The 24939-nt window shown below is 69.3% G+C and carries 22 protein-coding genes; all 22 read right to left on the bottom strand.

The features are described from left to right. Nucleotides 1-17: 17 nt before the first annotated feature. Nucleotides 18-149 (bottom strand): hypothetical protein, encoded by a 132-nt coding sequence (locus ASC70_RS25800; protein ID WP_255355050.1) that lies wholly within the window; start codon nucleotides 147-149, stop codon nucleotides 18-20. Between the two features lie 56 nt (nucleotides 150-205). After that, nucleotides 206-340, bottom strand: coding sequence for a benenodin family lasso peptide (locus ASC70_RS25130; protein WP_156396278.1), 135 nt, complete (start codon nucleotides 338-340; stop codon nucleotides 206-208). 94 nt (nucleotides 341-434) lie between these two features. Further along, nucleotides 435-1070: a GntR family transcriptional regulator gene (locus tag ASC70_RS21160; RefSeq protein ID WP_056054251.1), complete on the bottom strand. Its 636-nt coding sequence runs from the start codon at nucleotides 1068-1070 to the stop codon at nucleotides 435-437. Between the two features lie 185 nt (nucleotides 1071-1255). Next, the gene (locus tag ASC70_RS21165) at nucleotides 1256-2041 is read right to left on the bottom strand and encodes a RadC family protein (RefSeq protein ID WP_082539940.1); all 786 of its coding nucleotides are present in this window, start codon (nucleotides 2039-2041) and stop codon (nucleotides 1256-1258) included. 204 nt (nucleotides 2042-2245) lie between these two features. Next, a protein-coding gene (locus ASC70_RS26045) for an IS5 family transposase (protein WP_156396279.1) occupies nucleotides 2246-3000 on the bottom strand; the annotation gives its coding sequence in 2 pieces (ribosomal slippage) (nucleotides 2246-2667 and nucleotides 2667-3000; 756 coding nt in all). 71 nt (nucleotides 3001-3071) lie between these two features. Beyond that, nucleotides 3072-5396, bottom strand: coding sequence for a beta-glucosidase BglX (gene bglX, locus ASC70_RS21175; RefSeq protein WP_082547427.1), 2325 nt, complete (start codon nucleotides 5394-5396; stop codon nucleotides 3072-3074). Between the two features lie 152 nt (nucleotides 5397-5548). Next, nucleotides 5549-9802, bottom strand: a complete 4254-nt coding sequence (locus ASC70_RS21180) for a strawberry notch-like NTP hydrolase domain-containing protein (RefSeq protein ID WP_056054256.1) — start codon at nucleotides 9800-9802, stop codon at nucleotides 5549-5551. Between the two features lie 150 nt (nucleotides 9803-9952). Beyond that, on the bottom strand, nucleotides 9953-12070 hold the full coding sequence (locus tag ASC70_RS21185; protein WP_082547428.1) for a ParB N-terminal domain-containing protein: 2118 nt from the start codon (nucleotides 12068-12070) through the stop codon (nucleotides 9953-9955). A 72-nt stretch (nucleotides 12071-12142) separates the two neighbouring features. Next, on the bottom strand, nucleotides 12143-13030 hold the full coding sequence (locus ASC70_RS21190; RefSeq protein WP_056054260.1) for a toprim domain-containing protein: 888 nt from the start codon (nucleotides 13028-13030) through the stop codon (nucleotides 12143-12145). Nucleotides 13031-13204: 174 nt separating this feature from the next. After that, nucleotides 13205-14473 (bottom strand): plasmid replication protein RepC, encoded by a 1269-nt coding sequence (gene repC / locus ASC70_RS21195; protein ID WP_056054263.1) that lies wholly within the window; start codon nucleotides 14471-14473, stop codon nucleotides 13205-13207. A gap of 183 nt (nucleotides 14474-14656) precedes the next feature. After that, nucleotides 14657-14893 (bottom strand): transcriptional regulator, encoded by a 237-nt coding sequence (locus ASC70_RS21200; RefSeq protein WP_235519491.1) that lies wholly within the window; start codon nucleotides 14891-14893, stop codon nucleotides 14657-14659. 127 nt (nucleotides 14894-15020) lie between these two features. Beyond that, nucleotides 15021-16238, bottom strand: a complete 1218-nt coding sequence (locus ASC70_RS21205; RefSeq protein WP_056054269.1) for a TrbI/VirB10 family protein — start codon at nucleotides 16236-16238, stop codon at nucleotides 15021-15023. Next, nucleotides 16235-17332 (bottom strand): P-type conjugative transfer protein TrbG, encoded by a 1098-nt coding sequence (gene trbG, locus ASC70_RS21210; RefSeq protein WP_082547429.1) that lies wholly within the window; start codon nucleotides 17330-17332, stop codon nucleotides 16235-16237. The genes ASC70_RS21205 and trbG overlap by 4 nt, the downstream gene beginning before the upstream one ends. Then, complete coding sequence (gene trbF / locus ASC70_RS21215) at nucleotides 17329-18018, bottom strand: conjugal transfer protein TrbF (RefSeq protein ID WP_056054275.1); 690 nt, start codon at nucleotides 18016-18018, stop codon at nucleotides 17329-17331. Before trbF ends, trbG begins: the two co-directional genes overlap by 4 nt. 10 nt (nucleotides 18019-18028) lie before the next feature. Next, nucleotides 18029-19249 carry a P-type conjugative transfer protein TrbL gene (gene trbL / locus ASC70_RS21220; protein WP_056054277.1) on the bottom strand — a complete coding sequence of 407 codons (1221 nt, stop codon included), beginning with the start codon at nucleotides 19247-19249 and terminating at the stop codon, nucleotides 18029-18031. An 8-nt stretch (nucleotides 19250-19257) separates the two neighbouring features. After that, the gene (locus tag ASC70_RS21225) at nucleotides 19258-19503 is read right to left on the bottom strand and encodes a hypothetical protein (RefSeq protein WP_056054280.1); all 246 of its coding nucleotides are present in this window, start codon (nucleotides 19501-19503) and stop codon (nucleotides 19258-19260) included. Continuing rightward, a complete protein-coding gene (locus ASC70_RS21230; RefSeq protein ID WP_056054283.1) occupies nucleotides 19503-20228 on the bottom strand; it encodes a hypothetical protein in 726 nt (241 codons plus the stop codon). Before ASC70_RS21230 ends, ASC70_RS21225 begins: the two co-directional genes overlap by 1 nt. Further along, nucleotides 20225-20413: a hypothetical protein gene (locus ASC70_RS21235; RefSeq protein WP_156396280.1), complete on the bottom strand. Its 189-nt coding sequence runs from the start codon at nucleotides 20411-20413 to the stop codon at nucleotides 20225-20227. The genes ASC70_RS21230 and ASC70_RS21235 overlap by 4 nt, the downstream gene beginning before the upstream one ends. A gap of 73 nt (nucleotides 20414-20486) precedes the next feature. Beyond that, nucleotides 20487-22943 (bottom strand): conjugal transfer protein TrbE, encoded by a 2457-nt coding sequence (gene trbE / locus ASC70_RS21240; RefSeq protein WP_056054288.1) that lies wholly within the window; start codon nucleotides 22941-22943, stop codon nucleotides 20487-20489. Between the two features lie 10 nt (nucleotides 22944-22953). Beyond that, a complete protein-coding gene (locus tag ASC70_RS25315; RefSeq protein WP_056054291.1) occupies nucleotides 22954-23214 on the bottom strand; it encodes a VirB3 family type IV secretion system protein in 261 nt (86 codons plus the stop codon). Beyond that, a complete protein-coding gene (locus ASC70_RS25320) occupies nucleotides 23215-23562 on the bottom strand; it encodes a TrbC/VirB2 family protein (RefSeq protein WP_369815116.1) in 348 nt (115 codons plus the stop codon). It abuts the gene before it with no gap. 623 nt (nucleotides 23563-24185) lie between these two features. Next, nucleotides 24186-24389 carry a response regulator transcription factor gene (locus tag ASC70_RS21255; protein ID WP_056054293.1) on the bottom strand — a complete coding sequence of 68 codons (204 nt, stop codon included), beginning with the start codon at nucleotides 24387-24389 and terminating at the stop codon, nucleotides 24186-24188. Nucleotides 24390-24939 lie beyond the last annotated feature (550 nt).

Here is a 24939-nt window from a genome sequence, read left to right on the forward strand (position 1 = left end):
GGACGCCGGATGGAAAACTAATCGTCGGACAGGCCGGCGTGCGGCTGAAGGTCGAAGCCTTCGATGTCGACGCCCATCATGCCCTTGGTCACCTCGGTCACCGCGCCAAGGTCGATCAGGTCGACCAGATCTTCGTCGTGCTTTTCCATGGATGCTCTCCAGACAACGGGGGGATGCCCCTCCACGCGGACGGGCATCGATCGACCTATTCGTCGCTGATGCCGGCGCGCGGCTGCAGGACGAAGCCTTCGATCTCGGTGCCGTCGGGACCCTGGGTCTCGACGGTGACGGCGCCCAGGTCGATCAGGGCGTCTTCGATGTGGTCTTCGATCCGTTCCATGACGGTCTCCTTCTCTAAGTCACGCCCACCGTGACGGTTGTACGGTGCGACCGGAGGTGGAGAACTCCCAGGAAATAACGCCAGAATATTCCGATTATTCCGCCGGCCGGCGCGGGTCGCGATCGCCGAGGCCATGGAGGCTGCGCACGAGCGCCGGCACCAGGCGCAGCCGTCTGCGATGATAGGTGACGATGGCTTGGCGCAGCGCGCCCGCCGACCCGATGGCCGCTAGGCGCCGCAGTTCCCGCGACTCTTCCAGAAACTCGGGGATCACGTCGAGTTCGGCGCAGCGAGGACGATGCAACCGGTCGCTGGCCCCGGCCACGGCCCATTCCATCTCGACATTGGCGCTGCGCGCGGCCAGGCGAGCGAAGAGGTCTTCGAGGGCGGCGATCGGCCCGTCCCCGGCCGGCGGCTCGATGGGGATGGTCGGCTCGCCGCTGGCGGCCCGGGCGGCGTTGACCAGCAGGGCGGCGTTCCACTGGTAGAGGTCCGACAGGTCCGGTTCGTTCATCCGCGGGACCAGGAAGCCTTCGCCGGGCAGGGCGGTCAGCAGCCGCTCGCCGACCAGGCGGTGCAGCGCCGCGCGCACCGGCGTGGCGCTGGCCCCGAACCGTCGGGCCAGGTCGGAGACGTCGATGCGCTCGCCGGGCCGCAGCGCGCCTTCGGACAGCAGGAAGGTCTTGATCGAGAGGTAGACGCGTTCACCGGTACCGGGCCGATCGATCATCAGGCTCACTCCCTGGTCGCCACGCAACGCAGCACGCCGAAAGGCAGGCCGCCGGCGCCGGGACCTGTCGCGCCAGGTCCTGTCGTCCGGGGCCCGCCAAAGGGGCGAGAGGATGGAAGCAAGGATCGGTGCTGGCACCTCCCCGAAATTCACCCGTGAATTTTGGGGGATAGCTTTTCGCTGACCTAAAGCAGGCCAAGAGCCCGGAAGCTCTCGATCTTCTGCGAACCGACGATCAGATGATCGTGGACGAGGACCCCCAGAACCTTGCCCGCCTCGACAATGACCTTGGTCATGCCGATGTCGGGACGGGAGGGCTCGGGGTCGCCGGACGGGTGGTTGTGAGCCAAGACCAGGGCGGTGGCGCCCACCTCCAGGGCCCGGCGCAGCACCTCGCGCGGATAGACCGGCGCGTGGTCGACCGTGCCCACGCCCATCGCTTCGACCAGGATCAACTGGTTCTTCTTGTCGAGAAAGGCCACCCAAAACTCCTCGCGCGGCAGACCGCGCAGCTTGGCGCGGAAGAAGTCGGCGACGGCCCCGAACGAGGACATCACCGGCCTGGCCGCCATGGCCGCCAGGCTGACCCGGCCGGCCGCCTCGCGCAGGATCTTGAAGTTGAGGATGGTCGCCTCACCCACATAGCGGCGCAGTTCGACGCGGTCGGCGCTCAGGACGCCGGCCAGGCCACCGAACCGCTCGATCAGACGCTCGGCCAATTCGAAGCTTTCGATGCGGTCGTCGCCGTCCAACTGCAGGTGGACGATCTCGGCGTCCTGCATGACGTCGACGCCGAAGCGTTCCGCAAGATCGAGGATTCGTTCGCGCGAGCGCGCCCGTCGTCCCGCCGAAGCGGACTGGAAGGCCTCCGTGGCGGCCGCCTCTTTTACAGCGCAGGCAGAACCCGCCGCGACAGGGTCGCTGCTGGGAACGATGGGAGCCGAGGCGGTGAGGGCAGGGGAGGCGGACATGGCGTCCTCCGATCTGGCGGCGCCGGACCCCAATGTCCGGATCGCTCGACCGCGCCGGCCCTTGCTTTCTCCTTTAGCCACCGGTCCGGCCGGTTTTTCCTGACCGTGGCCACCACCCGTGGGCCCGCCGCCGACCCAACGGTCATCCTCGTCGAGCCCCGTCCTTCTCAGTATTCGGGTTCTCGGCCGCCCTAGGCTCCAGACTCATTGAGCCCACCAGATGATGATGGCGGCGATGCATACGGCGCTGGCGAAGATGGCGGCGAGTTTGTCGTATCGTGTTGCCACGCGTCGCCAATCCTTGAGCCTGCAGAACATCCGCTCGACAAGGTTGCGCTGCTTGTAGGCCTGCGGGTCGAAGGGCTGGATGCGCTTTCGGGTCGGATTGTTGGGGATGACGGGGGTGGTGCCTCGTTCGATCAGGAATTTGCGTAGCTTGTCAGCATCGTAGGCGGTGTCGGCCAAGCAGAGGCGCGCATGGGGCAGTTGCTCCAGCAGCGACCGGGCGAAGGGGGCGTCGCCGCGTTGCCCGGCTGTGATTTCGAAGGCGATCAGGCGTCCTTGGCCGTCGACGACGGCGTGGATCTTGGTGGTGCGACCGCCGCGCGAACGACCGATCGCCTGGATTTCGGCCCCCCTTTTCCGCCGCCTGCTGATCGATGGGCTTTGGCGCTGGTGGAGTCGATCATATGAACATCGTCGGGACTAAGCGCGACCAGGGCCGCGAACAGGCGTCGCCACACGCCCTTGATCGTCCATCGCCGGAAGCGATTATAGATGGTTGTCGGCGGGCCATAGACCGCTGGGCAGTCTTGCCAGCGACAGCCCGCCTTCAACACATGGACAATGCCGCTGATCACACGCCGGTCGTCTACCCGATGCGCGCCAGGCTGGTTCTTTGGCAAAAGCGGCTCGATCACCGCCCACTGCCGGTCCGACAACCAGAACTCTCCAGCCATTGTCTTCCTCCGCTAGCGGAAGTGAATCACAGCCAGAGCATATCAATCAACATCTTGATTGGGTTTCGACCCTAAGGCGCCACGGGCTTGCCGCCGTCCTGTGCGGCGTCAACGACAGCAAACCGGGATCGCGCCGAAGCCGTGGAGTCTCCGCCTAGCCAGACATCGAACGCGCTGGCGTCCTGGACGAAGGCGCGGGCTTCACTGCTCCAGTAGCTCAACTCGTCAGGGCCAAGCTCGAAGCGCACGACCTTGGTCTCGCCCGGTTGCAAGGTGACGCGCCGGAAGCCTTTCAGCTCCCGGACTGGGCGCGCTGCGCCGGAGCGCTGATGAACATAGAGCTGAACGGTCTCATCGCCGACGCGCGTCCCAACATTGCGCACGGTGACCGAGACCCCGACGCGCTCGCCCTTGGCGATGGTTGTCCGTTCGACCGATGGGGCCTCGTAGTCGAAGCGCGTGTAGCTGAGGCCAAATCCGAACGGCCACACGGGGGCGCCGCGTTGATCCCAGTAACGAAGAGAAGCCTGGTAGGGCGCGTGCGAGCTCAGCCGGGAATAGACCAGCGGAACCTGTCCGACATTGCGTGGCCAACTGAATGGCAGCTTGCCGCCAGGCACAGTATCACCCATCAGCAGGTTTGCGACTGCGCGACCACCTTCGGAGCCTGGGTACCAGGCCTCCAGGATCGCAGCAGGATTCGCCGATTTCAAATCGAGCGGCCGACCGCTCATCAGCACCAGGACAACAGGCTTACCCGTCGCCACCACTGCCTCGAGGAGGTCCTGCTGCTTTCCAGGGAGGTCAAGCGAAGCCCGCGACGCGTTTTCACCGATCATTTCGCGCTTTTCGCCAAGCACGAGAATCGCGACATCGGCGTTGCGCGCGGCGGCGACGGCCTGAGCGATGCCCGCCGTGTCGTCGATCGGCGGCGTGACGGCCTTCGGCTCGGGATCAATGAAGGACCCGTTGAGCCGTCGCGGCATGCCCACACCCACGACATGGTCTATCCGCACCGTGGGCCCAAGCTTTTCGCGCAAGCCGGCCAAGATCGTGACGCCATCGGCCTGCGGCTTGAAGACCCAGGGTCCTTCGGTGTCGCGGGCGGAATCGGCCAACGGGCCGATCACCGCGACCGACCTTAGCGTCTTGCGGTCCAAAGGCAGGACGGCCCCTTCGTTGCGCAGCAGGACTGCCGAGCGCTCCGCTGCGACCCGCGCGAGCCTTCGCCGCTCTGGATCGGCGATCGCCTCGGCGGCTTTGCGCACATCGGCGTACGGGTTCTCAAAGAGTCCGAGCCGAACCTTGGTCTCAAGCACCTTGCGGACCGCGTCGTCGAGTTGAACCTGGCTGATCGCCCCCTGCGCAAGGGCCTTAGGAAGCTCGGAAAAGACGTTGATATTGTTGTCCATCTCCATCGTCACGCCCGCGTTGAGCGCCTTCACGGCGGCATCGGCGCGATCGGTGGCCAGACCGTGCGTGACGAGATTGCCGACGGCGCCAGCGTCGCTGACCACGAAGCCCTTGAACCTCCACGTATCGCGCAGCACGTCGGTGAGGAGCCAAGAGTTCGCTGTCGCAGGCACGCCGTTCAGCGGCATGTAGGCGGACATGACATTGTAAGCCCCCGCGTCGATCGCGGCCTTGAACGGCGGTAGATAGACGTTCCAAAGCTCACTATCGGAGACGTTCACCTCGTCGTAGTCGCGGCCGCCGAGCGCGGCGCCGTACGCGGCGAAATGCTTGACCCCGGCGATGATCCGGTTCGGCGTTCCCATGGCGGGTCCCTGGAAGCCACGCACCTGCGCTGCGGCCATGACCGATCCAAGGTAGGGGTCCTCGCCCGCGCCCTCGACCATGCGCCCCCAACGCGGATCGCGCGCGATGTCGACGTTTGGCGCGAAAGACCACTGGATGCCGACCGCACGGGCCTCGCCAGCGGCGGAAGCCTGCACGTCCTCGACCATTTTCGGATCCCAGCTCGCCGCCAGGCCGATCGGGACAGGGAATATGGTGCGCAGCCCGTGTATGACGTCGAAGCCGAACATCAACGGGATCTTCAACCGGCTCTGTTCGAGCGCGACGCGTTGCAGGGCGTTGGCGTGGGCCGGGTCCGAGACGAAAAGCACATTGCCGATACGCCCTTCGGCTATGCCTTTCTCGACAAAGGGCTCCAGCTTGGGCGGCGGCGACAGATGGAAGGCGATGAACAGTTGTCCCGCTTTTTCTTCCGGGGTCATCTGCACCAGCAACGCTTCGACCCGGGCCTTGATCGCCTTATCGGAAACGACGGTCTGATGGGGCGTGACCGAGGGTTTGGAAGCCTCCGACGCCAAGCTGGGCCCAGCACTCGCGAGTCCGCAGGCAAGCGCCGCCGCGACAAATCCGACCTTCATCCTCGCCTCCCAAACTGTGCTTGTCGGCCAATCTGTAGCGGCGAAGCCATAAGTGTACAATATCGTACTAATTCAGCATTTGAATCTCGTCCAGAACGTCCTTCTCTCGCCTGACAGCGATATTGCCGTTCGGCTTCTCCAAACAGGGTCTCTCAGTGCGAGAGCAGGCTCTGGGCCGGCCAGCGGGCCAGCACCGCCTGCAGCACCGCCGGCTTGTCGACGGGCACGAAGACCCTTGGCGTGTAGGCGATGATCTCCACAAAGCAGCCGAGATTGACGAAGACCTGGCGCTGGGTCGCGGCCCCAACCACCTCGATGCGCCAGCGGTCCATGACCCGAGCCCGCCGCAACCACAGACCGCCGGCCAGGGCCAGGGAGGCCCCGTCCTGCAGCACCGAGCGCTGCGCGAACGCCGGCTCGCCGATGGTCTGGGCCGCATCGCCCAGCCCCAAGGCCAGCTTCAGCGGCGGGACCTGCAGCGGGTCCAGCACCCGGCCCAGCCATCGCCGCCCGTCCGGCGCCTTGATGCGGCGCACGCTGGCCTGGCGGCTGGGCAGGCTCGACCAGACCGGCAACAAAAGGCCCGTCACCAGGACGATCTCCCGGGTCGTGAACGGGTCGGCCGCTTCCAGCTCCGCGCGCCAGGCCACCGACCAGGTCGCCTCGTCGACGCCTTCCCAGGCCGACTCCTCGAAAGCCTTCACCGGGGTGGTGGCGCGCTTGTCGGGCCGCACCAGCCGAACCGCCGGGGTCAGACGGTCGTCATCGTCCGTGGTGGTCAGGCCCTGAACCACCAGGGCGGCGCGGCCGGACTTGCGATTGACGTAATAAAGCAGGGCGGCCGGGTCCTGGCCCGACAGCGCCTCCTCGACGGTGGCCAGATGGCGGCGCGTGCGTAGCGAGAACCGCGTCAGCCGGGTCTGAGCCCCAGTCATCACGTCGGTGCGGATGGTCTCCTCGCCCAGCACCACCAGCTCGTCGGCGACGATGTCCTCCACGCCCCGGTCCAGCGCCCCGGACGCGGCGGCCCGTTCGAGGATCCCGGAGAGGATGGCGTCGAAGGCGACGAAGAGCCCGTTCTGGTCGGCGATCCGCAGGGCCAGCAGCCGATTGAGGAAGGTGTTCATCGGCGGCAGGTCGTCGGCGGCGCGAAGATTTCCGTCGCTGTCGAGGAGTGAGAGGCCTGTCTTGGCCTCGAAGCCGGCCCGGTCCATGGCCTTCACCTCGCCGTGGTGCAGGGCGACGTAGAAGGCCTGCAGGGCGCGATGGGCCCATGGGCTTTCCAGATTGTCCTCGGTCCGGAAGAGGCCCGCGCCGGCGGTGCGCCGCTCGCCCCGGGTTAGGGCCCCCAAGCTGTCCAGCCGGCGGGCGATCGTCGACAGGAAGCGCTTTTCGCCATGGATGTCGGTCGTCACCGGCCGAAAGAGCGGAGCGCTGGCCTGGTTGGTGCGGTGTGAACGCCCCAAGCCCTGGATCGCCGCATCGGCCCGCCAGCCCGGCTCGACCAGGTAGTGGACCCGTCGCTGCTGGTTGGCGACGGAGAGATCGGCGTGATAGCTGCGCCCCGTGCCGCCAGCGTCGGAGAACACCAGGACCCGCTTCGGGCCCGACATGAAGGCGTCGGTCTCGGCCTTGGCGGCCGAGGCGCTGCGCCGCTCGACGACGCGACGATCCTCGCGTCGCACGATCCGCCGGCCCCGGCCGGTGACCTCGGCGACAAGGTCGGGGCCCAGGGCGTCAAGCACCGCGTCGAGCACGCCGGGCGCGGCCGGCAGGCAGGCCAGTTCGGTCACCAGTTGATCGCGCAGCGCCAGGGCCTCCTGGCTATAGACGGGCCGCCCATCCTCCAGCATCGGCACGAGGGTCACCGAGCCGTCGTCATTGTCGATGGCGCTCATCGCCTGGATCGGGAAGGCGGCCATCAGGTAGTCGAGCACCTGGTCCTTGGGCGTCAGGTCGATGGTGAGGTTGTTCCACTCCTCGGCCGGGATCTGCGCCAGGCGCCGCTCCATCACCGCCTCGTTGGTGCTGACCACCTGGACGACGCTGGAGCGGCCGGCGGCCAGGTCCTGCCGAATGGACGCGATCAGGCTGGGAGCCTTGAGCCCCGCCAGCAGGTGGCCGAAGAACCGAAGCTTGGTCCCCTCGAACGCCGACATCACCGCCGAGGCCGCCTGGCCGCTTCGGGCCGAGCCGTTCTCGCCGAGCACGCCGGTGGCCTTGAGGGCATGGCGAAGATTGCGATGGATCAGTTGATAGGCGTCGGCCCAGCGGTCCCAGATGACGATGTCGTCTGGCGATAGGGCATGGGGCAGGGCCTCGTACTCGACGCCGTCGAACGACAGGGAGCGGGCGATATAGAGGCCCAGCGCCTTCAGCTCGCGCGCGATCAGCTCCATGACCGCCACCCCGCCTGCCTCGACGGCTTCCAGGAACGCGTCGCGCGTGGTGAACGGCGCCTCGGTCCCGCCCCACAGGCCAAGGCGCCCGGCATAGGCCAGGTTCTCCGGCGTCGTCGCCCCGGTGGCCGAGACATAGAGGATCCGGGCGCTGGGGAGACGGTTCTGCAGGGCTAGCCCCGCCTGGCCCTGCATCGAGGCCTTCTTGGGACCGCGCCCGCCCTTGGCCCCGCCGGCGGCGTTGGCCATGGCGTGAGCCTCGTCGAAGACGATCACCCCGTCAAAGTCCGCGCCCAGCCAGGCGACGATCTGGTCCAGGCGCGACGGACGATCGCCCCGGGCCGGCTGGCGCAGGGTCGCATAGGTCGAATAGAGCACGCCACGCTCCAGGCGGATGGCCTCGCCCTGTTTCCAACCGCTCTGCGGGACGATGTCGTGGCCCTGGCCGCCGATCGCGCCCCAGTCGCGTCGGGCGTCCTCGAGCAGGGCGTCGTTCTTGGAGAGCCAGACGGCGCGAAGGCGGCCTTGGGCCATGTTGTCGGCGATGATGCCGGCGATCTGCCGGCCCTTGCCGCAGCCGGTGCCGTCGCCCAGAAAGAAGCCGCGCCGGAAGCTGACGGCGTCTTCCGCATCCGCCCCGACGCAGACGGCTTGGTGAGCGGCCTCGCCGATCCGCCAGCAGCCCGGCAGGGTCTGGGCGTGAGCCTCCCCGGCATAGACGATGGTCTCCAGCTGGGCGTCCGACAGGCGCTGGTCGTCGATCAGGCCGGTGGGCAGGACGGGCCGATAGGTGGGGGCGGGCGGGGCGACCGAGGCCATCGGCCCGGACTCCACCAGGGCCGAGGGATGGGGCGCGGCGCCGGCGATGGCGATGCGGCCCAGGCGATAGGCCTGATAGAGACCCACGTCGTGGCCTTCGCCGCGCCAGTCGATCACCGCGTAGTCGAGGGCTCGGGTCTGGGCCAGCAGCGCCAGGCGGCGGCCGGGTCCGGCGGGCCCGCGCTCGCGTCCGACGAAGGCCGCCGGCTGGACGACCGTGCGAAAAACCCGCGGCTTGGCGCCGGGCCGGGCGGGCAGGACGGCGACATGGCCGGCCGCCTGGGCCAGATCCTCGCACGACACCAAAGACGCGATGGGTCCGGCCGCGCCGCGATCGATCACCAGAAGCCCGGTTTCCACCGAGGTTCCCTGGCCGGCGAAGGCGCGCGCCGGCAGGGCGATGCGGCCGGCCAGGGTCCCGCGCGCGGCCAGTGAGTTTAGTCGCGCCTCCGCCTCCAGCAGGCGCCGCGGCACGATGGCCACCAGGCGCCCGCCCTCGGCCAGGGTGTCGAGCGCGGCATGCAGATGCTGCTCGAGCGGTCCGAACGGCGGATTGCACAGCACCACGTCGAACCCGCCCGCGCCCGGCAGGCGGTCCTTCAGTTCGACCGCGTCGTGCCGCGACCGAGACGCGGTCGCAAAAAGGCCGTCCAGCAAGCCCGCGCGCTGCGGCGACAGCTCGTTGAGGGTCAGGCTCGCGCCGCGGACTTCGGCCAGGACGGCCAGCAGGCCGGTGCCGGCCGAGGGTTCCAGCACCTTGTCGCCGGCCCGCACCTGGCCGGCCAGGGCGGCCAGCGCCCCAAGCTGCGGCGGGGTTGAGAACTGGTCCAGCGCCACCTGCTCGTCGTCGCGGCGGGTCTGGGTGGGACAGAGCGCGTCCAGGCTGGCCAAAAGCCCGCAGATCTCGGCGGGCGCGTCCTCCAATCGGGCGACCTGGGCCGCCAGTCGTCGCACCTGCAGAACCAGCGCCGCTTCGCAGGCATCGTAGGCGTCGCGCCACGACCAGGCGCCCTCGGCGTCGCTGGCCCCGAAGACCAGGGTCATCACCGAGGCCAGCAGCTTGCGGTCCAGGCGCCGCGATCGGCTGAGGTGGGGGACCAGGGCGCGGGCGGCGGCCAGCAGATTGGCGACAGTGTCGGACGTGTCGTCGGCGAACAGCGACAGGCGCGAAACGGACGAGGCGGACATGGGCGGTGCCTTGCTCACCCGCCGCGGAAGGCTCCTCCTCCCAGATCCGGCGGGCTCGCCCGGTCCCAGTCCTCCCTCTTCCTCGCGGCGCGGCGCTCAACGGCTGCAGCAGACCAAGAGCCCCCGCCATTTCGGCGGGGGCTCGCGCCGTCAGGCCGCGATGGCTGGCGCCACCGTGTCCCCATCCTCAGCGTCCAGTTCCCCGGCCTCCGCGCCCTTGTCCGGCACGCCTTCGACGCCGTCATGCTCGGCCGCCGCGTCGGTCCCGCCTTCGCCCTCCGGTTCGGCATCTGGCTCGACCTCCAGCGCCGCCGAGGTCCAGGACAGCGCGCCGGGGGCCCAGCGTCGTTCGGCGGCCGCGTCGCCGACCAGCGTGACGAGATCGTCCTTCTTCAGGCTGGCGGCTCGGTCGTCCTCCACCTCCATCGCCGCCAGCATCGCCAGGAGCTGCTTCTTCGAGTGCAGGGCCAGGAACGGGGTGTCGGCGCACCAGTGGACCGACAGGTCGGCGTCGCAGAGCGCGGCGATCTCGACGGCCTCGGCCCGGGCGCTGTGGCGGATCATGGTGTTGCGCACCTCCTTCAGGTCCAGGGACACAGCGACCAGCTCGGCCAGCAGCGCCATCTTCTCGCCGTGCGGCAGACCATCGACGAAGCCGATCGGACGCAGGTTCGAGGCGAGATAGGCCTCGCGCCGGGCCGCCAGTCGCTCGAAGACCTCACCGTCCAGGTCCGGCATCGGCGGCGCGCCGCTGCGCGCATAGGCGCTGGCCTCCACGGTCAGGGCCGACTCGTTGACGCGATTGATCCCTTTCAGGGCCAGGAGCTTGAAGAGCTGGGCCAAGAGGGCGGTCAGCGCCGCGGCGGGGTTGTCGGCCAGGTCGCGGATCAGGCCTCGGGTGGCGATGTCGGTGCGGGTTTCGTGCAGGCTGTGGCCCGCGCCGTCCAACTCGACGGTAACCTTGGCCACGGCGATGTCGGGGGGACTGGCCGAGACGACGACACGACCGACCGTCGCATCGTCATCCTCTGCCTCGTCGTCGTCCGCCTCTTCGTCGATCGCCTTGCGGAAGAAGCGGGCCTCGAAGCCGAGATCGGCGCCCGGCGAGAGCAGGACGGCGCCCAGCTCGCCCTGGCCCAGGCCGGCGGTTGCCAGCGCCGCCCGCGCGATGATCACCTCGACCATAACCTCGATGGCCGCGTCGCCGTCGAACGCCAGGGCCTTCAATCGCGCGCTCGCCGCGTCGATGACCTCGCGCGCGGTGGCGCGGGCGGTCTTCTGCGTGTCGGTCAGATCGCCATGATAAACGTACGGCAGGCTCTCGAAGCCGTCGGGCGCGGCCACGCCGCCGTCTGGGCCGGTGAATACCGCAAGGTCCAGCGGCGCCAGCTTCTTACCCAGACCGTCGATCCGCTCTTGCCACAAGTGTTGCAGCAGGTCCGGATCGTGGATAGCGTCGGGCATCTCGCCGAAGAGATCGCTGCTGGACCCACCACCGGCCGCCGCGTAGCGGCTCATGCCCACCAGGGCCATGCGCGGATCCTCGACCGTCACCCGTCCCCCTTCGACGCGGGCCCGCAGTTGGTAATCCTGAAGGTGGCCGTCGAGCGCGGCCTGGGCCAACTGGCCCTGCTGGGCCTTGTCGTCGATGCGCGCCATGAGCTTGACCTGCTTGAGGGTCAGTCGCCCTTGGCGGAAGGCGTCCAGCACCTTGGCGTGGACGCCAGCCAGGGCTTCCAGACGGCGGATCTCGACGACGTCATAGCCCAGGGCCTTAGCGATGGCGGCCGTGTCCATCCGCGCCCTGCGGAACTTGCCGATGGCCAGGATCACCGCGGCGGTGTGGATCGGCGCGCGTTCGGTGTTAGGCAGGACCAGGGCCGCGGCCTCGGCGGCCTTGCTCACCACCACCTGGCAGGTGACGAGATGATCGTCGTCGATCTCGCCGCGATCGCGGCGCAGCAAAAGGGCCATGCGGCGCCGGCGGCCGTCCAGCGCCATGAAGAGCGCTTCGTTCTTGCGGCCGGGCCGCACGATCGGGGCGATCAGCACGCCGGCCGCGCCGATGGTGTCAGCCAGTTGCGGGATGTCCTCGTCGACCGGCTCGTCGAAGCGGAGGTTCTCAGGCGCCAGGCCGAGGTCCCCGAGACGAACCCGGATCGTCTGGAAATCCTTGAGCTTGGCGGACGGAGCGGCGTCGGGTCCGGAGACGCCCGGGGCGCCCTTGCCCGTGGTGATCGAGGCGGTGCGGGTCTTGGTCATGGTCATGGTCGTGGCTCCCGCGCCGGGCCAGGTCCATCCTGATCCTCGGCGCGCCCGCGCCGGCCCTACCTTTCCCTTTCAGTTTCCCGAGTCGGCCGCCTCATCCCAGTCGCCGAAGGCGGGCGGCGGCAGGGCAATCTCGGACCTGGTGCCCCCACGGCTCAATTCCTGCGCCAGATGCCGTGCGGAGGCCTCACCGTCAGGACCTCGATCGGCCGCGATCAGCACGAAGCCGACCCCGGGTGGCGGGCGCCAGCGCCGCAGGTTCGAGGTCGACAGCAGCGCCCAGGCCGGAAGTGCGAACCGTCGCCGGGCCGCCAGGGTGGTGAACACCCCTTCGGCGACCAGCAACTGCGGCCCGGCCCTATCGAGCCGCACGGCGCTGCCGGCCGGGATCAGGCCGACGGTCTTGCGCGGCAGAGCCAGGTCGAAGGCCGCTCGCCCGCCCGGGTTGAGATAGGTGACCTCGACGGCGGTGAGCATGCCGTCGGCGTCGACCACGCCGGCCATCAGGGCCGGACGCGTGGCCTTCGTCGGGCGATAGACCGAAAGCGGCGCGGCTGGGTGATGGCGCAGCGCCTGGGGACCGGGCAACTCGCCGACGACGCCGCGTCCGCGACAATGGCGTTCCGACAGCGTGCCGACGATGGCCCGGCCCTGGCCCCATATCCGCTGGGCCGTCTCGCGCCGGGCCGCCCGTCCCCGGTCAGGCGCGGCCTCGGCCCCGGTGACGGGCGCGGACCTGGCCGCACCGCCGGACGACCCGAGCAGGCCCAGGGCGCGCAGGTGGTCGCGCACGGCCCGCCAATCGCTGTCGCCGAAGGTGTGGACGAGCACCCGGCCGTCGCGTTCGAGCAGCGAGACCGAGCGGTCGCGACGACTGTGGCCGGGCGCGGGGATGTTGGCGCGGCGACCTCCGTCATAGAGGTCGCCGCCCAGGCGGCGGACGATGGCGCGCAGGGACATGGCCGGAAGACTCCCGGGCCGCCGAAACGCGGCCGCCCCCGCGGTCCCTGCCTCCCGCTCTCAGAACGGCCCGATACCTGGCCCCGCCCGCTGCCCCGCCCGGGTCTCCGGCCCCGGTCCCGATCCTCGGCAAAGCCAAAATCGGCGCTGTCGCGCACAGCGCGGGCCATCGCTCTACTCGCCCCCGTCCGTGCGCCTGAAGGAGCGCGCCCGCGGCGGGGCGGCGCGCTCCTTCAGGCCATAGAGGCTGGGCAGCAGCTTCAGGCCGCCGAACCGCTCACGCTCGCACATGGCGCGCAGATAGCCGCCGGCCGAAGACCGGATCTCCCCGTCCTTCCAGCGCGCCAGCACCGTGGCCAAGGCGATGGCCGCCCGGTTCTTGCCCATGGCGTCGCGGGCTTCGCGCAGGGCCGAGAAATTGATCCCCATCAGGGGCGCGGCCCGGCCAACGGCGTCGACCAGGTCCTCCCACTGGGCCGATGTGGGATCGCTCAGGAAGTCGTTCAGTTCGGGCACGGCCTCGAGCACCAGCGACAGCGGGATCACCTCCTCGCTGATCGCCGCCTCCACCTCGGACGACCCGTCTCGCACGGACCGATCGAGGGATCGCGCCGTGGGCTCGACTACCTCCTTTCGGGGAGAAGAATACGTTGTTCCTTCGGATCTAGGCTGGGTTGTAGGTTCTTTGTGGGCTTCATCCATGACGCCCCTGGGCTCAGTTTGATCGAATTTACGAGCCTTGACCCACGCCGCGTCCACCGCCGCCAACAGCGCCTGGAATGTCTCATGCAGCGCCTCAAGCTCTCCGAGACTGGGGGTGCGCGGCAGGCGGCCGAGCGCCTGGTCGACGGCGCCGGTCCAGTCGTAGGTCGTATAACCACGATGCACGGCGTCGGCGCACACGGTGCGGATCTCGCGGCGGATCTCGCCGAGCTTGCGCTTGAAGTACCGGCGCTGGGCCTGCTCCAGGCTGCGGGCGGCGGCCAGGTCCGAGAACTCGTCCCAGCGCGCGGCCATCGGCGCCAGATCAAAGCCAAAGGCCTCGACGATGAAGCCGCGCTCGTCGCGATAGCCCCAACGCTTGCCGTTGCCGCTGTCCTTCATGTGGACCAGACCCGCGCGCACGGCCAAGCGGATCAGGCCCTGGACGCAGCTGCGCGAGCGCTGCAGCTCCTCGCAGAGCGCATCGTTGGACGGCCAGGCCAGGGGATGAGTCCGCCCCGTCCAGTCCTGTTCGGCCGTCACCCGCACCAGGGCGCGGATCAGGCGCACGAGCCCGTCGCCGTACCCCAGGCGGGGCGCGGCGCGCTCGAACCGGTCAAGCAGCATGGCCTTGGAGATACTCTCCGGCAGGCCCTGGTAGGTGTCGGCGAGCCGCGCGGCCGCCCATTGGGCGTCCGCCAGACGGCGCACATCTCCTACCCCGTTCGAGACGGTTTGCATTTTCTGCTCCTCCTTGGAGAGGCCGCAGGCACACAGGTTCCCGTCGCGCGAACGCGCGTTTTTGGATTGCAGCGATGTCGGTGATTCGGTTAGAAAGAGCAGGAAGCAGAGCTCGGTCGGGATTGCCGTCCCGTCTAGCGAATGACCTGGAGAACCCGGCGCGTTACAGCGAGCCGGGTTTTTCTATGCGCTCACGGCGTGTTTCCTTTCATCGTCGCCCCCATCGAAATAGACCTCGAACACATGCTCGAGGGCGTCCATCCGATTGGCGAAGCCGCGCTCGGCCCTCATCTCATCGAGCCTGTCGATGAAGCGCTTGAGCACCATGCCGTTCAGCTGCGCCTTGCCGGCCGCCCGAGCGGCGGCGCGAAGGCGCTTCTGGTATTCGGCCTGATACGCAAGATCCTGAGCGGTCTTCATGGCGCGGCCGATAAGATCGCGATTCCAGACGCCCAACTAATAAAGGTGAACGGCGAAACACCCGCGACGAGCGAATAAAGACCCTTGATTTGCCTGGGAATCGGGGCGCGCCCCATTGCTTGGCCATTCAAGGGGATGACGCGCCTTCCGGCGGCAGGACGAGGTCGCGATCGATCAGCACGCGGACCAGCTGCCCCGGCGCGATGCGCAAGGTCGGCGCCCTCTGCAGATCGCGCTCGACCAGGCGCTGACCGGTCTGGCTGGCCGCGGCGGCGACCCCGCCGGCCGCATCCTGCAGCACCACCTGGCCGCCCTGTCGGCCTGCGCTGTTCTGGGCGGCGGACCCGCCGATTGAGATCAGGGTGGAGAGTCCGATGGCGCGCGCCAGCACCGGTAGATGGCGATCGGTCTTTCCGGTCAGGCCGCTCATCCCGGCCGCGTCGAGCCCGACCATGGCGCCCAGATCCACGCTGCGGCCGCTTGGAAAGACGATCTGGGTCCAGACGACCAGCACCCGCTCCTGACCATAGCCCACCTGGCTGTCGTAACGGCCGATCAGCCGCGCGCCCTGCGGGATCAGGACGACACGACCGGTACGATGATCGAAGACCGGCTCGGTGACCTGGGCGATCACCGGGCCGGGCAGGTCTGAATTGATGCCAGTGACCAGAGCGGCCGGAATCAGCGACCCGGCCTTGACCTCAAAGGGCGACAGGGGCGGCCGAGGCAGGATCGGGGCCTGCGGCCCGCGGGCGGCGGCCGCGGCGATGAACTGCTCCTTGGGAGACGCCGCGCTGGGCGCCGGCGAGGGCGCGAAAGACGCCGGGGTGGCCGGGGGCGCGACCTCGGTCGTGGCCCGCAAGCTCGAGCCGCCACTCGCTCCGCCGAAGAACGGCGCCGAGGCGCGCGCGGCCAGGGTTTCCTGACGGGCCCGCTGGACCTCGGGCGACACCGGCGGCGGGGCCTGGGACGCGGGCGTCGCGGACGGCTCGAGACCGGGCGCGCCCGCGCCCGGGACGACTGCCCCCGTTGGCGGGGGGAGGGCGGCGGCGTCATCGTAGCGCGCCGGCAGGCGCTCCTCGACCGGGCTTGGTCCTTCGGGCCCTTGGCCGGGCGGCTCCGGCGCCGCGGCGCGGCGCGCCGAGGTCTGACCCATGCCGAGCATGAACCCGGCCCCGATCACCAGGACCACGGCGCCGGCCATGGCGGCGATCACCGTCGGCCGATAACGGGTGATGGGCCGGCGCGGCGCGACGAGCACGCCTTCGGCCGGGGACTTGGGGGGTTGACGACTGGGCGCGGCGTCCGGCGCGCCCAACTCGGCGACAGGCGGCTCGACACTCACCGCCGGTCTCCCTGTCGGGTCAGCCGCACGATCACCGGCTTCTTGTCGCCAAGGCGCAGTTCGGCCCGATCAATGATGCGGTCGACCACCAGATAGCGGCCCGCAAGCCGCGAATTGACCAGTTGGCCCTGATCATCGGCGTCGAGCAGGAAAACGGGCGGCGCCTCGCGCACCGCAAGATCGGGCGGGAACTCGATATAGGTCTTGGCGCCGTCGTCGAAGACCCGCACCGGGGTCCAGCTCGGCGCACGGCCCTTCAGCGGCGTGATCACGTAGCGAAAGTCCAGGCGCTCGACGGGCACGGCGGACTGGACCGCCGTCGTCTGGTCGGCGGCCGCCGCCCGGCGCGCGGCCTCCGCCGCCCGGGCCCGCGCCTCTTCCTGCGGATAGGTCCAGGACAGGACGCTGGTATAGGCGCCGCTGTCGGTGGAGAGCGCGTCGATCAGATAGGTCCTCTGGTCGGTGGTCAGCACCAGATTGGTGCGCAGGCCCGCGCGCATCGGCTTGACCAGGACGATCACCTGCTGGGCCTCGCCGGCGCCGGACTCGGTCTCACCCAGCACCCAGCGCACGGTGTCGCCGGCGGCCTTGGCGATCAGTTTCTCGCCGGGTCGCAAGGCGATGGTGGTCAGGAACCTGGGGCTGGTGTGGATCGCATAGAGGCGGCCCGGCTCGAACGCATGATAGAGCGCCGAATTGTCGAACACGCCGCTGGCCGGACCGTCACGCGCCTCGGCGTTGGCCCGCTGCAGGGCCGCCAGGGGTCGCGCCAGGGCCGGGCCGAGAGCAGCGCGCCGCCGCGATGGCGGACGGCGGTCGCCACTGCCGACGGCGTGAACCGTTGGCGTCCTTGGCAAGGGCGGTGTCGCCGAGGTCCTCGCCGTGGCCGCGGACGCAGCGCGCCCGGCGCCTGGTGCTTCAAGACCGCGCGCGCTTGGCGCCGCATGGACCGGCGGCAGAACGGCGGGGCGGATGACCGAAGGCGCCGGAGCCGCCGGGGAGGGCGTCTGGGACGAAGCCGCCGCCAGGGGCGCGCAGGACAGCGCGGCGATCAGGGCCAGGGCGCGGGCCGGCCGATTGTGGCGCAAGCTCATAGGTCGCGGCTCCATTGGAAGCTGGTGATTTCCAGGCCGCGGGGATTGCCGAAGAGCTCGGCCTCGGTCTTCGGCGGCCGCGGCCCCAGGGTGAAGAGTCCCGTCCAGCGCACCGGCGGGCCGGCCACGCCTTGCAGATAGATCGTCTCGCGCCACTGGACCTGGAAGGTGGTCGGACTGCGGGGAAGCACCGAGGCGATCTCGACGGCGATCGCCTCCTGCCCAAGCCGCGCGGCCGGGTCGTGGTCCTGGCCGTACTGGACTAGGCTGGCGCGCGCGGCCTGGTTGGTCATCCGCGTGGCCCGGGTCCAGTTGTCGCGCAGCACCACCGGGTCGGTGCTCTTGGACCGCACGCGCTCCACGAACTCGCGCACGAAGCTGGCCTTGATCGCATCGTCCGGCCTGTAGGCGCGGTCGACCAGCTCGACGCGACCGGGCTGGCCGTAGCGGTCGAACGGAATGGCGTAGGTGGCGATCGGGCGCTTCAGTTGCACATAGAGAAAGGCGCCCGTGCTGAGGCCCGCCAGGGCCAGGCAGCCGAAGGCCATCATCCGCCAGCTCCGGGCCTGAACCCTGGCCGAACCGATGCGCTCGTCCCAGACCTGGGCGGCGCGATGATAGGGTGTCTCGGCTGGCGTGGACTCGCCGTAGCGGTCCTGCGGGCGCTTGAAGGCGTTGGACGACATCGCGGCTCCTTCAGGGTTTGGGCGGACGGGGCGGATCGGGCTCCCACTCGTCGGGCGGCGTGGGCTCGCCGGCCGGGGGTTCGGGCGGCGGATCGTCGAACGACGCGCGCGTGGCCGCAGCGGGCGGCGGATAGGCGGCGCGCGCCCGTCCGACGACAGCGCTGGTGGCGGCGGCCTTGCGGGCTCCGGCCACGGGGCCCGCGCCCGCACCGCCGCTCGCGCCGCCGCCCGAACCGCCCGCAGGACCGCCGCCCGGACCGCCCCGAGCCCCGCCGCCCGCCGGCAGGCGCGAGGCCGACCGGGCCGATGACGCCGAGCCGGCCGCCGCGCCCGCGCCCATGGCCCAGCGACCGACCAGGGCCGCCCCGCCGATCGTGGCCGCCAGGCCCACGGCCCCGGCCGCGGCCGAGCCGGCGCTGAGTTGGGGCCCACCGGTGATCTGGGCCGCGGCGATGGCCGGAATCTTGAAGGCCAGCATGACGATCAGCAGGGCGGCCAGCAGCAGTCCGCAGGACTCCGCCCAGGTCGGTTCGGCCGAGACCGTGTAGCTGGCGAAGATCTGCTCGCCGATCGAGACCACCAGGGCCAGGGCCATCACCTTGGCCCCGACCGCCACGACGTAGCCGATGGCGCGCTCGGACATGAAGGCGGTCTGGGTCAGGATGCCGAACGGCACGGTGACGAAGCCGATCAGGGTGACGATGTAGAACTCGACGATGGTGACGGCGATTTCCACGGCCAGCACCATGAAGGCCAGGATCACGCCGATGGCCGCGACCGCGGTGATCAGGATGGCGTCGATGTGGGTGAAGAACCCCACCCCCATGCCCTCGCTGGCCAGCCGGCCAATATATTTGAGCAGATCGAACGCGACCTTCATCCCGTCGATGGCCACCTTGGAGGGCTGCATCAGGTCCCCGACCGTCAGCGCCCCCCCGCCAGCCTTCAGGCCCAGGGCCGCGAAGCCGTTGATCACCGTCAGGGTCAGCGCCTTCCAGCCCGAGATCAGCCAGGCGAAGAAGCCAAACAGTAGGATCTTGCGCACCAGGGCGGCGGGCACGTTCTGATGCTCGTCCAGCGCCCACAGCAGCGCCGACAGCCCCAGGCTGATGATCATGAGAATGCCGAACGTCGTCTGCACGTCGCCCTGGATCAGCCCGAACCCCGAGCCGACCTGGGTGGTGTAGCGGTCGAGCAGTTCGTCGATGGCGGCGGGCGAGGCGGTCGTCATCGCCGCCCTCAGAACCGATCACGGGTCGGCGCCGGCGCCGAAGACGGGATCTGTGCATTGCGCCGCCGGTCGGCCTCGGCCTGGTCGAGCAGGGCCTTGAACTCAGCTTCGCAGGCCGGAGTGAGCGCCTTGCGGGTGCGCATCTCCTCGGCCGTGCAGCCGGCGACGCTGGACTTGGACGGGGTTTCGGGCTCGCAGGCGGCCAGGGCGGCGGCCAGGGCGAGGAGAACGGGGATGAGGATCGAAGCGCGCATCAGAATGCTGTCCGGGTGTTGCGGGGCGGCGGGACGGGGAGGACCGACGCCCGCTGCCGGTCGGCCTCGCCTTTACTGACGAGCGCGCGGCGCTCGGCCTCATAGGTCTGGGCCTGCCGTCCTTGGGTGATCAGCAGGGTCTGCAGCTGGGTGAGCTGGGTCGAGAGCGCCGCCAGCAATTGGTTGGTGGCCTGGACCGCGGCGGTCTGCCCGGCCGCAGCCTGGGAGGCGTCCACCGCCGCCCCCACCGCGCCGGCCGTCGCCCCCTGGGCCTGGACGATCTGGTTTTGGACTTGCAGCGCCTCCTGCAGCGTCTGGCGGCTGGCCTGGCTCCAGGCCTTCAACTTGTCGGCCAGGGCCGCTGGGGTCAGGCCGGCCAGATCCCCGGAATAGAGTGTGGAAAAATCACGACTGATGTCGGCGGCCGAATAGCCCAGACCCTGGGCCTGGCGCAGCAGGGCCGTGGCCTGGCCGGCGATGTCGCGCAGCGGTCCGGTGACGTCCAGGCCTAGGGTCTGGAGCATGCGCTGGGAATTGGTCAGTTGGGCCCGCAGGGTCTCGATCTGCTGCAGGCCCTGGCTGACCTGCTTGAGCATCTGGGCGACCGCGGCGGGATCATAGACGGTGACTTGGGCGCGGGCGGTCCCGACTAAGGCTCCCGCCAGAAGCGGGGCCAGCACCGGGGCCAACGCCAGGCGCAGCGCGCGACGGCGACAAACGATCATGAGACCCTCTCCTCATCGGGCGTAGGCAGGTCCTGTGCCTCGAGGGCCAGGAAACGAGGCTCGGACGCCCAGCGCACGGCGAGCGCCGCGGCCAGCCAGACGACGCCGGTGGCCAGGAGCGGCGGACTGACCAGGATCTGGGCGCCGGCGACCGCCATCACCGCGCCGGGCGCGACCAGGGCCACAAAGGCCAGGCGCCGCCGACGCGGGCTCGCCGTCCACGCGGCGGGTAGCCGCCCCCAGAGCCCAAGGCGCGGATCAGGCCGCATGGCGGACCTGCGCCAGAAACTCGGCGACCTCGGGCAGGCCCTTGGCCCGGTAGAAGGCCGCGGGGAAGCCGGCGCGACCGTGCTCGGCCAGGAGGCGGCTGATAAGGGCCTGGTCGCCGGGCGAGGCCGACCCGGCCGCCGCCAGCGCCACTGGACCCAGACCCAGTTCGAACAGGCGGTTTCCGGCTGCGCTCTGGTAGTAGTATTCGCGCTTGGGACTGGCGGCGGCGATGATCGACACCTGCCGGCCGTTGAGGCCGAAGGCGGCATAGAGCTTGGCCATTTCGGGCGCGCGGGCGTCCGGATTGGGCAGGAAGATCCGGGTCGGGCATCCTTCCAGCAGCGCCCCGGCGATCGACGAGTCCAGCACCGCCTTCAGGCTGGGCGTGACGAAGATCACCGCCACGTTGCGCTTGCGCAGGGTCAGCAGCCACTCGCGGATCTTGGCGGCGAAGGCCGTCGACTCCAGGAGCAGGAAGGCCTCCTCGAGCACCAGCAGGGTCGGCCGGCCATCGAAGTCCTTGGCCAGGAGATGAAAGAGATAGGTCAGGACAGGACCGGCAGCCGTGCGGCTGGCCAGGAGTTCGCCCATCTCGAAGACCTGCCAGGGACTGGCCTTGAGGCTCGCCCCGGAGGCGTCGAGCAGGCGGCCATAAGGTCCCGCCAGGGTAAAGGGCGCCAGCGCCGCCTTCAGCCCGCGGTCCTGCAGCGTGGCCGCCAGCATGGTCAATGTACGCTGCTCGCGCGGTCCGGCCGCGACGCTGGCCAGCGCCGTCCAGACGCTCTCGCGCACGGCCGGGTCCAGGACGACCCCGCCCGCGACCAGCAGGTCCTCGATCCAGCCCTGGGCCCAGATCCGCTCTTCCGGGTCGTCGATCTCGGCCAATGGCTGGAAGGCCAGGTCCGAGCCGCCGGATAGATCGTACCAATCGCCGCCGACCAGCAGGGCAGGGGCGCGGGCGCTGAAGCCCTTGTCGAAGATGCGCACCTGAGCCTGCGGATAGCGACGCCATTGCAGGGCCAGGGTGTTGAGCAGCACCGACTTGCCCCCGCCCGTGGGCCCGCCGACCAGAGCGTGACCGACATCGCCTTGGAAGAGGTCGAGCCGGAAAGGCGTGGCCTCGCCCGTCAGAGCATGCATCAAGGGCGGCTGGGGACCAGGCTCGCCGCGTTTGGCGCACTCGGCCGTCAGATGGCCATTGCGGTCGGGACCGGGCCAGATCGCCGAGACCGGCAGCATGTCGCAGAGATTGAGCGTACTGACCAATGGCCGACGCTGGTCGGCATAGGCCTGGCCAGGCAGGCTCCCCAACCACGCCTCCACGGCGTTGAGGTCTTCCACCTTCGCCACGAAGCCGGCGCGATTGACCACGCTCTCGACCTGGCGGACCTGGGCGGCCAGCACGTCGGGGTCGGGGTGGGTCAGGGTGATGGTGGGGGTGACGTAACCGAGGGCGGCCAGGTCGTCGCCGAGCACGGCCAGGGCCGCGTCGGCGTCATGGGCCTTCTGGGCCGCGTCGGGATCCTCCAGGACCGACGGCTCCTTGGTGATCGCCTCCTTCAGAAGCGCAAGTATGCCCTTGCGCTTGGCGAACCAGCGCTTGCGCAAGGTGGTGACGGCCTTGCGCGCGTCCTCCTTGTCGAGCGGCAGGAAACGGGTGACCCAGCGATAGGAAAGGCCCAGGCCGTTGAGCTGGTCGAGGATCCCCGGCCAGGACGCGGCCGGATAGGCGCGCACCGACAGGGTGCGCAGGTAGTGACCGCCCAGTCGCGGATAGAGACCACCCTGAAGGTCGTCGTCGGTGAGGAAGGCGTCGAGATAGGCCGGCGCCGGCGGCGGCGCGATCGGATGGGTCTTGGTCGAGACGCAGGCGTGCAGATAGGTGAGGGTCGCCGCGTCGTCGAGCGGGGCCACCATCGGCAGGACGCCGGCGAGGATGTCGCGCAGGCTGGCGACAGCGGCCCGGAACTCTTCGAGCGCCGCCCGGTAGAGCGCGTCGGCGCCCTTGCCGTCTGGCAGGTTTTCCACCAGGAGGCTGCGGGCCGCGCCCACGGCGTCTTCGGGCGGCAGGAAACACAGGGTCAGGAAATAGCGGCTCTCGAAGTGGACGCCCTCGGCCTCGAAATCCAGACGCCGTTCCTCGTCGACGAGGTGGCTGACCGGATCGGGATAGGCCGCGGCCGGGTAGGCGCGTGAGGGCCGGCGAACGGCCTCGACATGGACGCACCAGCGCGAGCCCAGACGTCGCAGGGCGTTGTTGATCTGGGCGCGCGCGGCCACCAGGCCGATGTCTGTGGCGCTGGCCAGGTCCGGACCCCGGAAGGCCAAGGTCTGCTGGAAGGCGCCGTCCTTATTGAGCACCACGCCCGGCGCGATCAACAGCGCCCAGGGCAGGTGGTCGAACAGGCGGCTGGATTTTCTGCGGTACTCGCCCAGGAACAGCATCGGCCTGGTCCTAACCGTCGAGCCAGGCCGGCTGGCGCACGTGCCGGCGAAGAATGTCGAAGACGTACGGGTCCTGGCGCGCCAGCGCGTAGGCGCCGCCCCAGAGCGCCAGGCCGAGCGGAACGCCGATCAGCGGCGCCTGGAGCCCCAGCGTGAGGACCGCCGTCAGGGTGCCGATGAGCACGGCCAAGCCGCGCGGCACCCCGCCCAGGGTGATGGGCTCGGCCAGCGAACCATGGAAATCGATCTCGAAGCCCTCGACGCGCTCCATCTAGAACCCCGCCCCGCCGGTGAAGTTGAAGAACGACAGGGCGAAGGAAGAGGCGGTGAAGGCGATCGACAGGCCGAAGATCACGCTGAGGCCCCGCCGGACCCAGGACCCGCCCTCCGAAAAGGCCACGCCCAGGCCGGTCAGGGCGATGGCGATCACACCGATGGCCTTGGCGACCGGGCCGGTGATGGAGTCGGCCACGGCGCTGAGCTTGTCGTCCCACGGCATGGCCGCGCCGCCGCCGCCCGAGGCCAGGGCCGGGCCGGCGGCCAGGACGAGCACGGCCGTCAGGGTCAGAAGGCGTACGAGGCGAGGGGAGGGACGCGACGGGGTAGTGGGCATGGGCATGGCCGGTCCTCGCGGTTGACGACCTGACCGTGCACAGCCTGAGTTTGCGTCGCAATTCAGCAGAATTCACTAGTGAGAACCCACGGGACTTGAGCGTAACAAAGCCTCTAGCCGCGCTCAGTCCTCGGCCGTCAATGCTCGGTCAATTGGAGACGCTAGCGCCGCAGGAGCAGGGTCTGGAGCACGCCCACGGCGCGGATCCAGTCGCCGGCGTCGGCGCAGGCCAGGAAGGTCTGCGGCCTGTCGGCCTCCGCCACAGCGGCGAAACCGGGCGAACGCCGTTCTCGTCTATGCCCTGGAAGAAGTCATCGATCGGCACGCCCAAGACCCCAGGCAGCGCCCAGAGCTTGGCTGTGGTCAATTGGTTGGACCGCATTCGTATTTTCTGGATCTGCTGGAAGTTGACGCCCTGCGCCTGGCCAAGCTTGGCCTGGAATTGTCCCATGCCCTTAGCGACGCCGTCGCACCCGCCGTCGTGGCGATCGCGGCGCCGGTCCTGGTCGTCATCTTCCTGGCTCAGGGTCCGCTACGTCCAGCCGTCGGCATGGGCCGGCCAGCAAGCTTGACGAGGGCGCAGGTGGTGACCTCAGAAAAAACGAGCGGCCAAGCCAAACCCCACTGGTTCAGATTTCGCCGAGACTGACGGCCAGGGCCACGGCGTGGGCGCGATTGCGCGCCCCCAACCGGCGGTAGGCCTCGGAGAAGTAGCTGTTCACCGTATGCTCGGAGATGCCGAGCTTGTGGGCGATCTGGATAGCGGTCCTTCCTTTTTGGGCTTCGGACAAGCATTCACGCTGACGCGGCGTAAGAAGGTAACGACGAGACAAACTGTTACTCCGGCGGCTCGAACCGACCGGTCTGCTCAGCTCAGAGACGGCACTCCAAACAAAGCCGTTCTCAAGCGGCGTTGCACGCCAACCTCCACCCAGAAGCGGACTCGGCTCAACTTCAACTAGAACCAGACCCTATCGATCCCGTCGTGCACGGCAACAGCAAAAGTACGAATTCGTACGATTTTGCATCTTTTGCTGTTGCACGCTGCGCGGTTGGGCGCCGTGGCTGGCTATCCATGAGCCGGAGCCGTGAGGTCGTCCGTCAACGACCTATTCCTGGGTCTCCCGATGGAGATTCCGAGTGACAAGACCTCGGCGGTAGCCGCGTGACGCCGCGGCCGCGCGACCTGACGAAAGAGCTGTGGCCGTCCTGGTTGGGCTTCACTGATCCAGATCGATCTTCGGCGGCGCGGGCTGCGGCTCACGTCGCCTGGGCCCAGCCGAGCGTCCGTCTACGCCTTGCAGGCGTAGACTTCGTCGTTGATTGGATCGCCCCGCTGGTTTTCTAAGATTTTCGGATTGTGGGGCGGTGTCGCGCTTGGAA

Origin of the sequence: Caulobacter sp. Root343 (assembly GCF_001425745.1) — a bacterium.
Classification (GTDB): domain Bacteria; phylum Pseudomonadota; class Alphaproteobacteria; order Caulobacterales; family Caulobacteraceae; genus Caulobacter.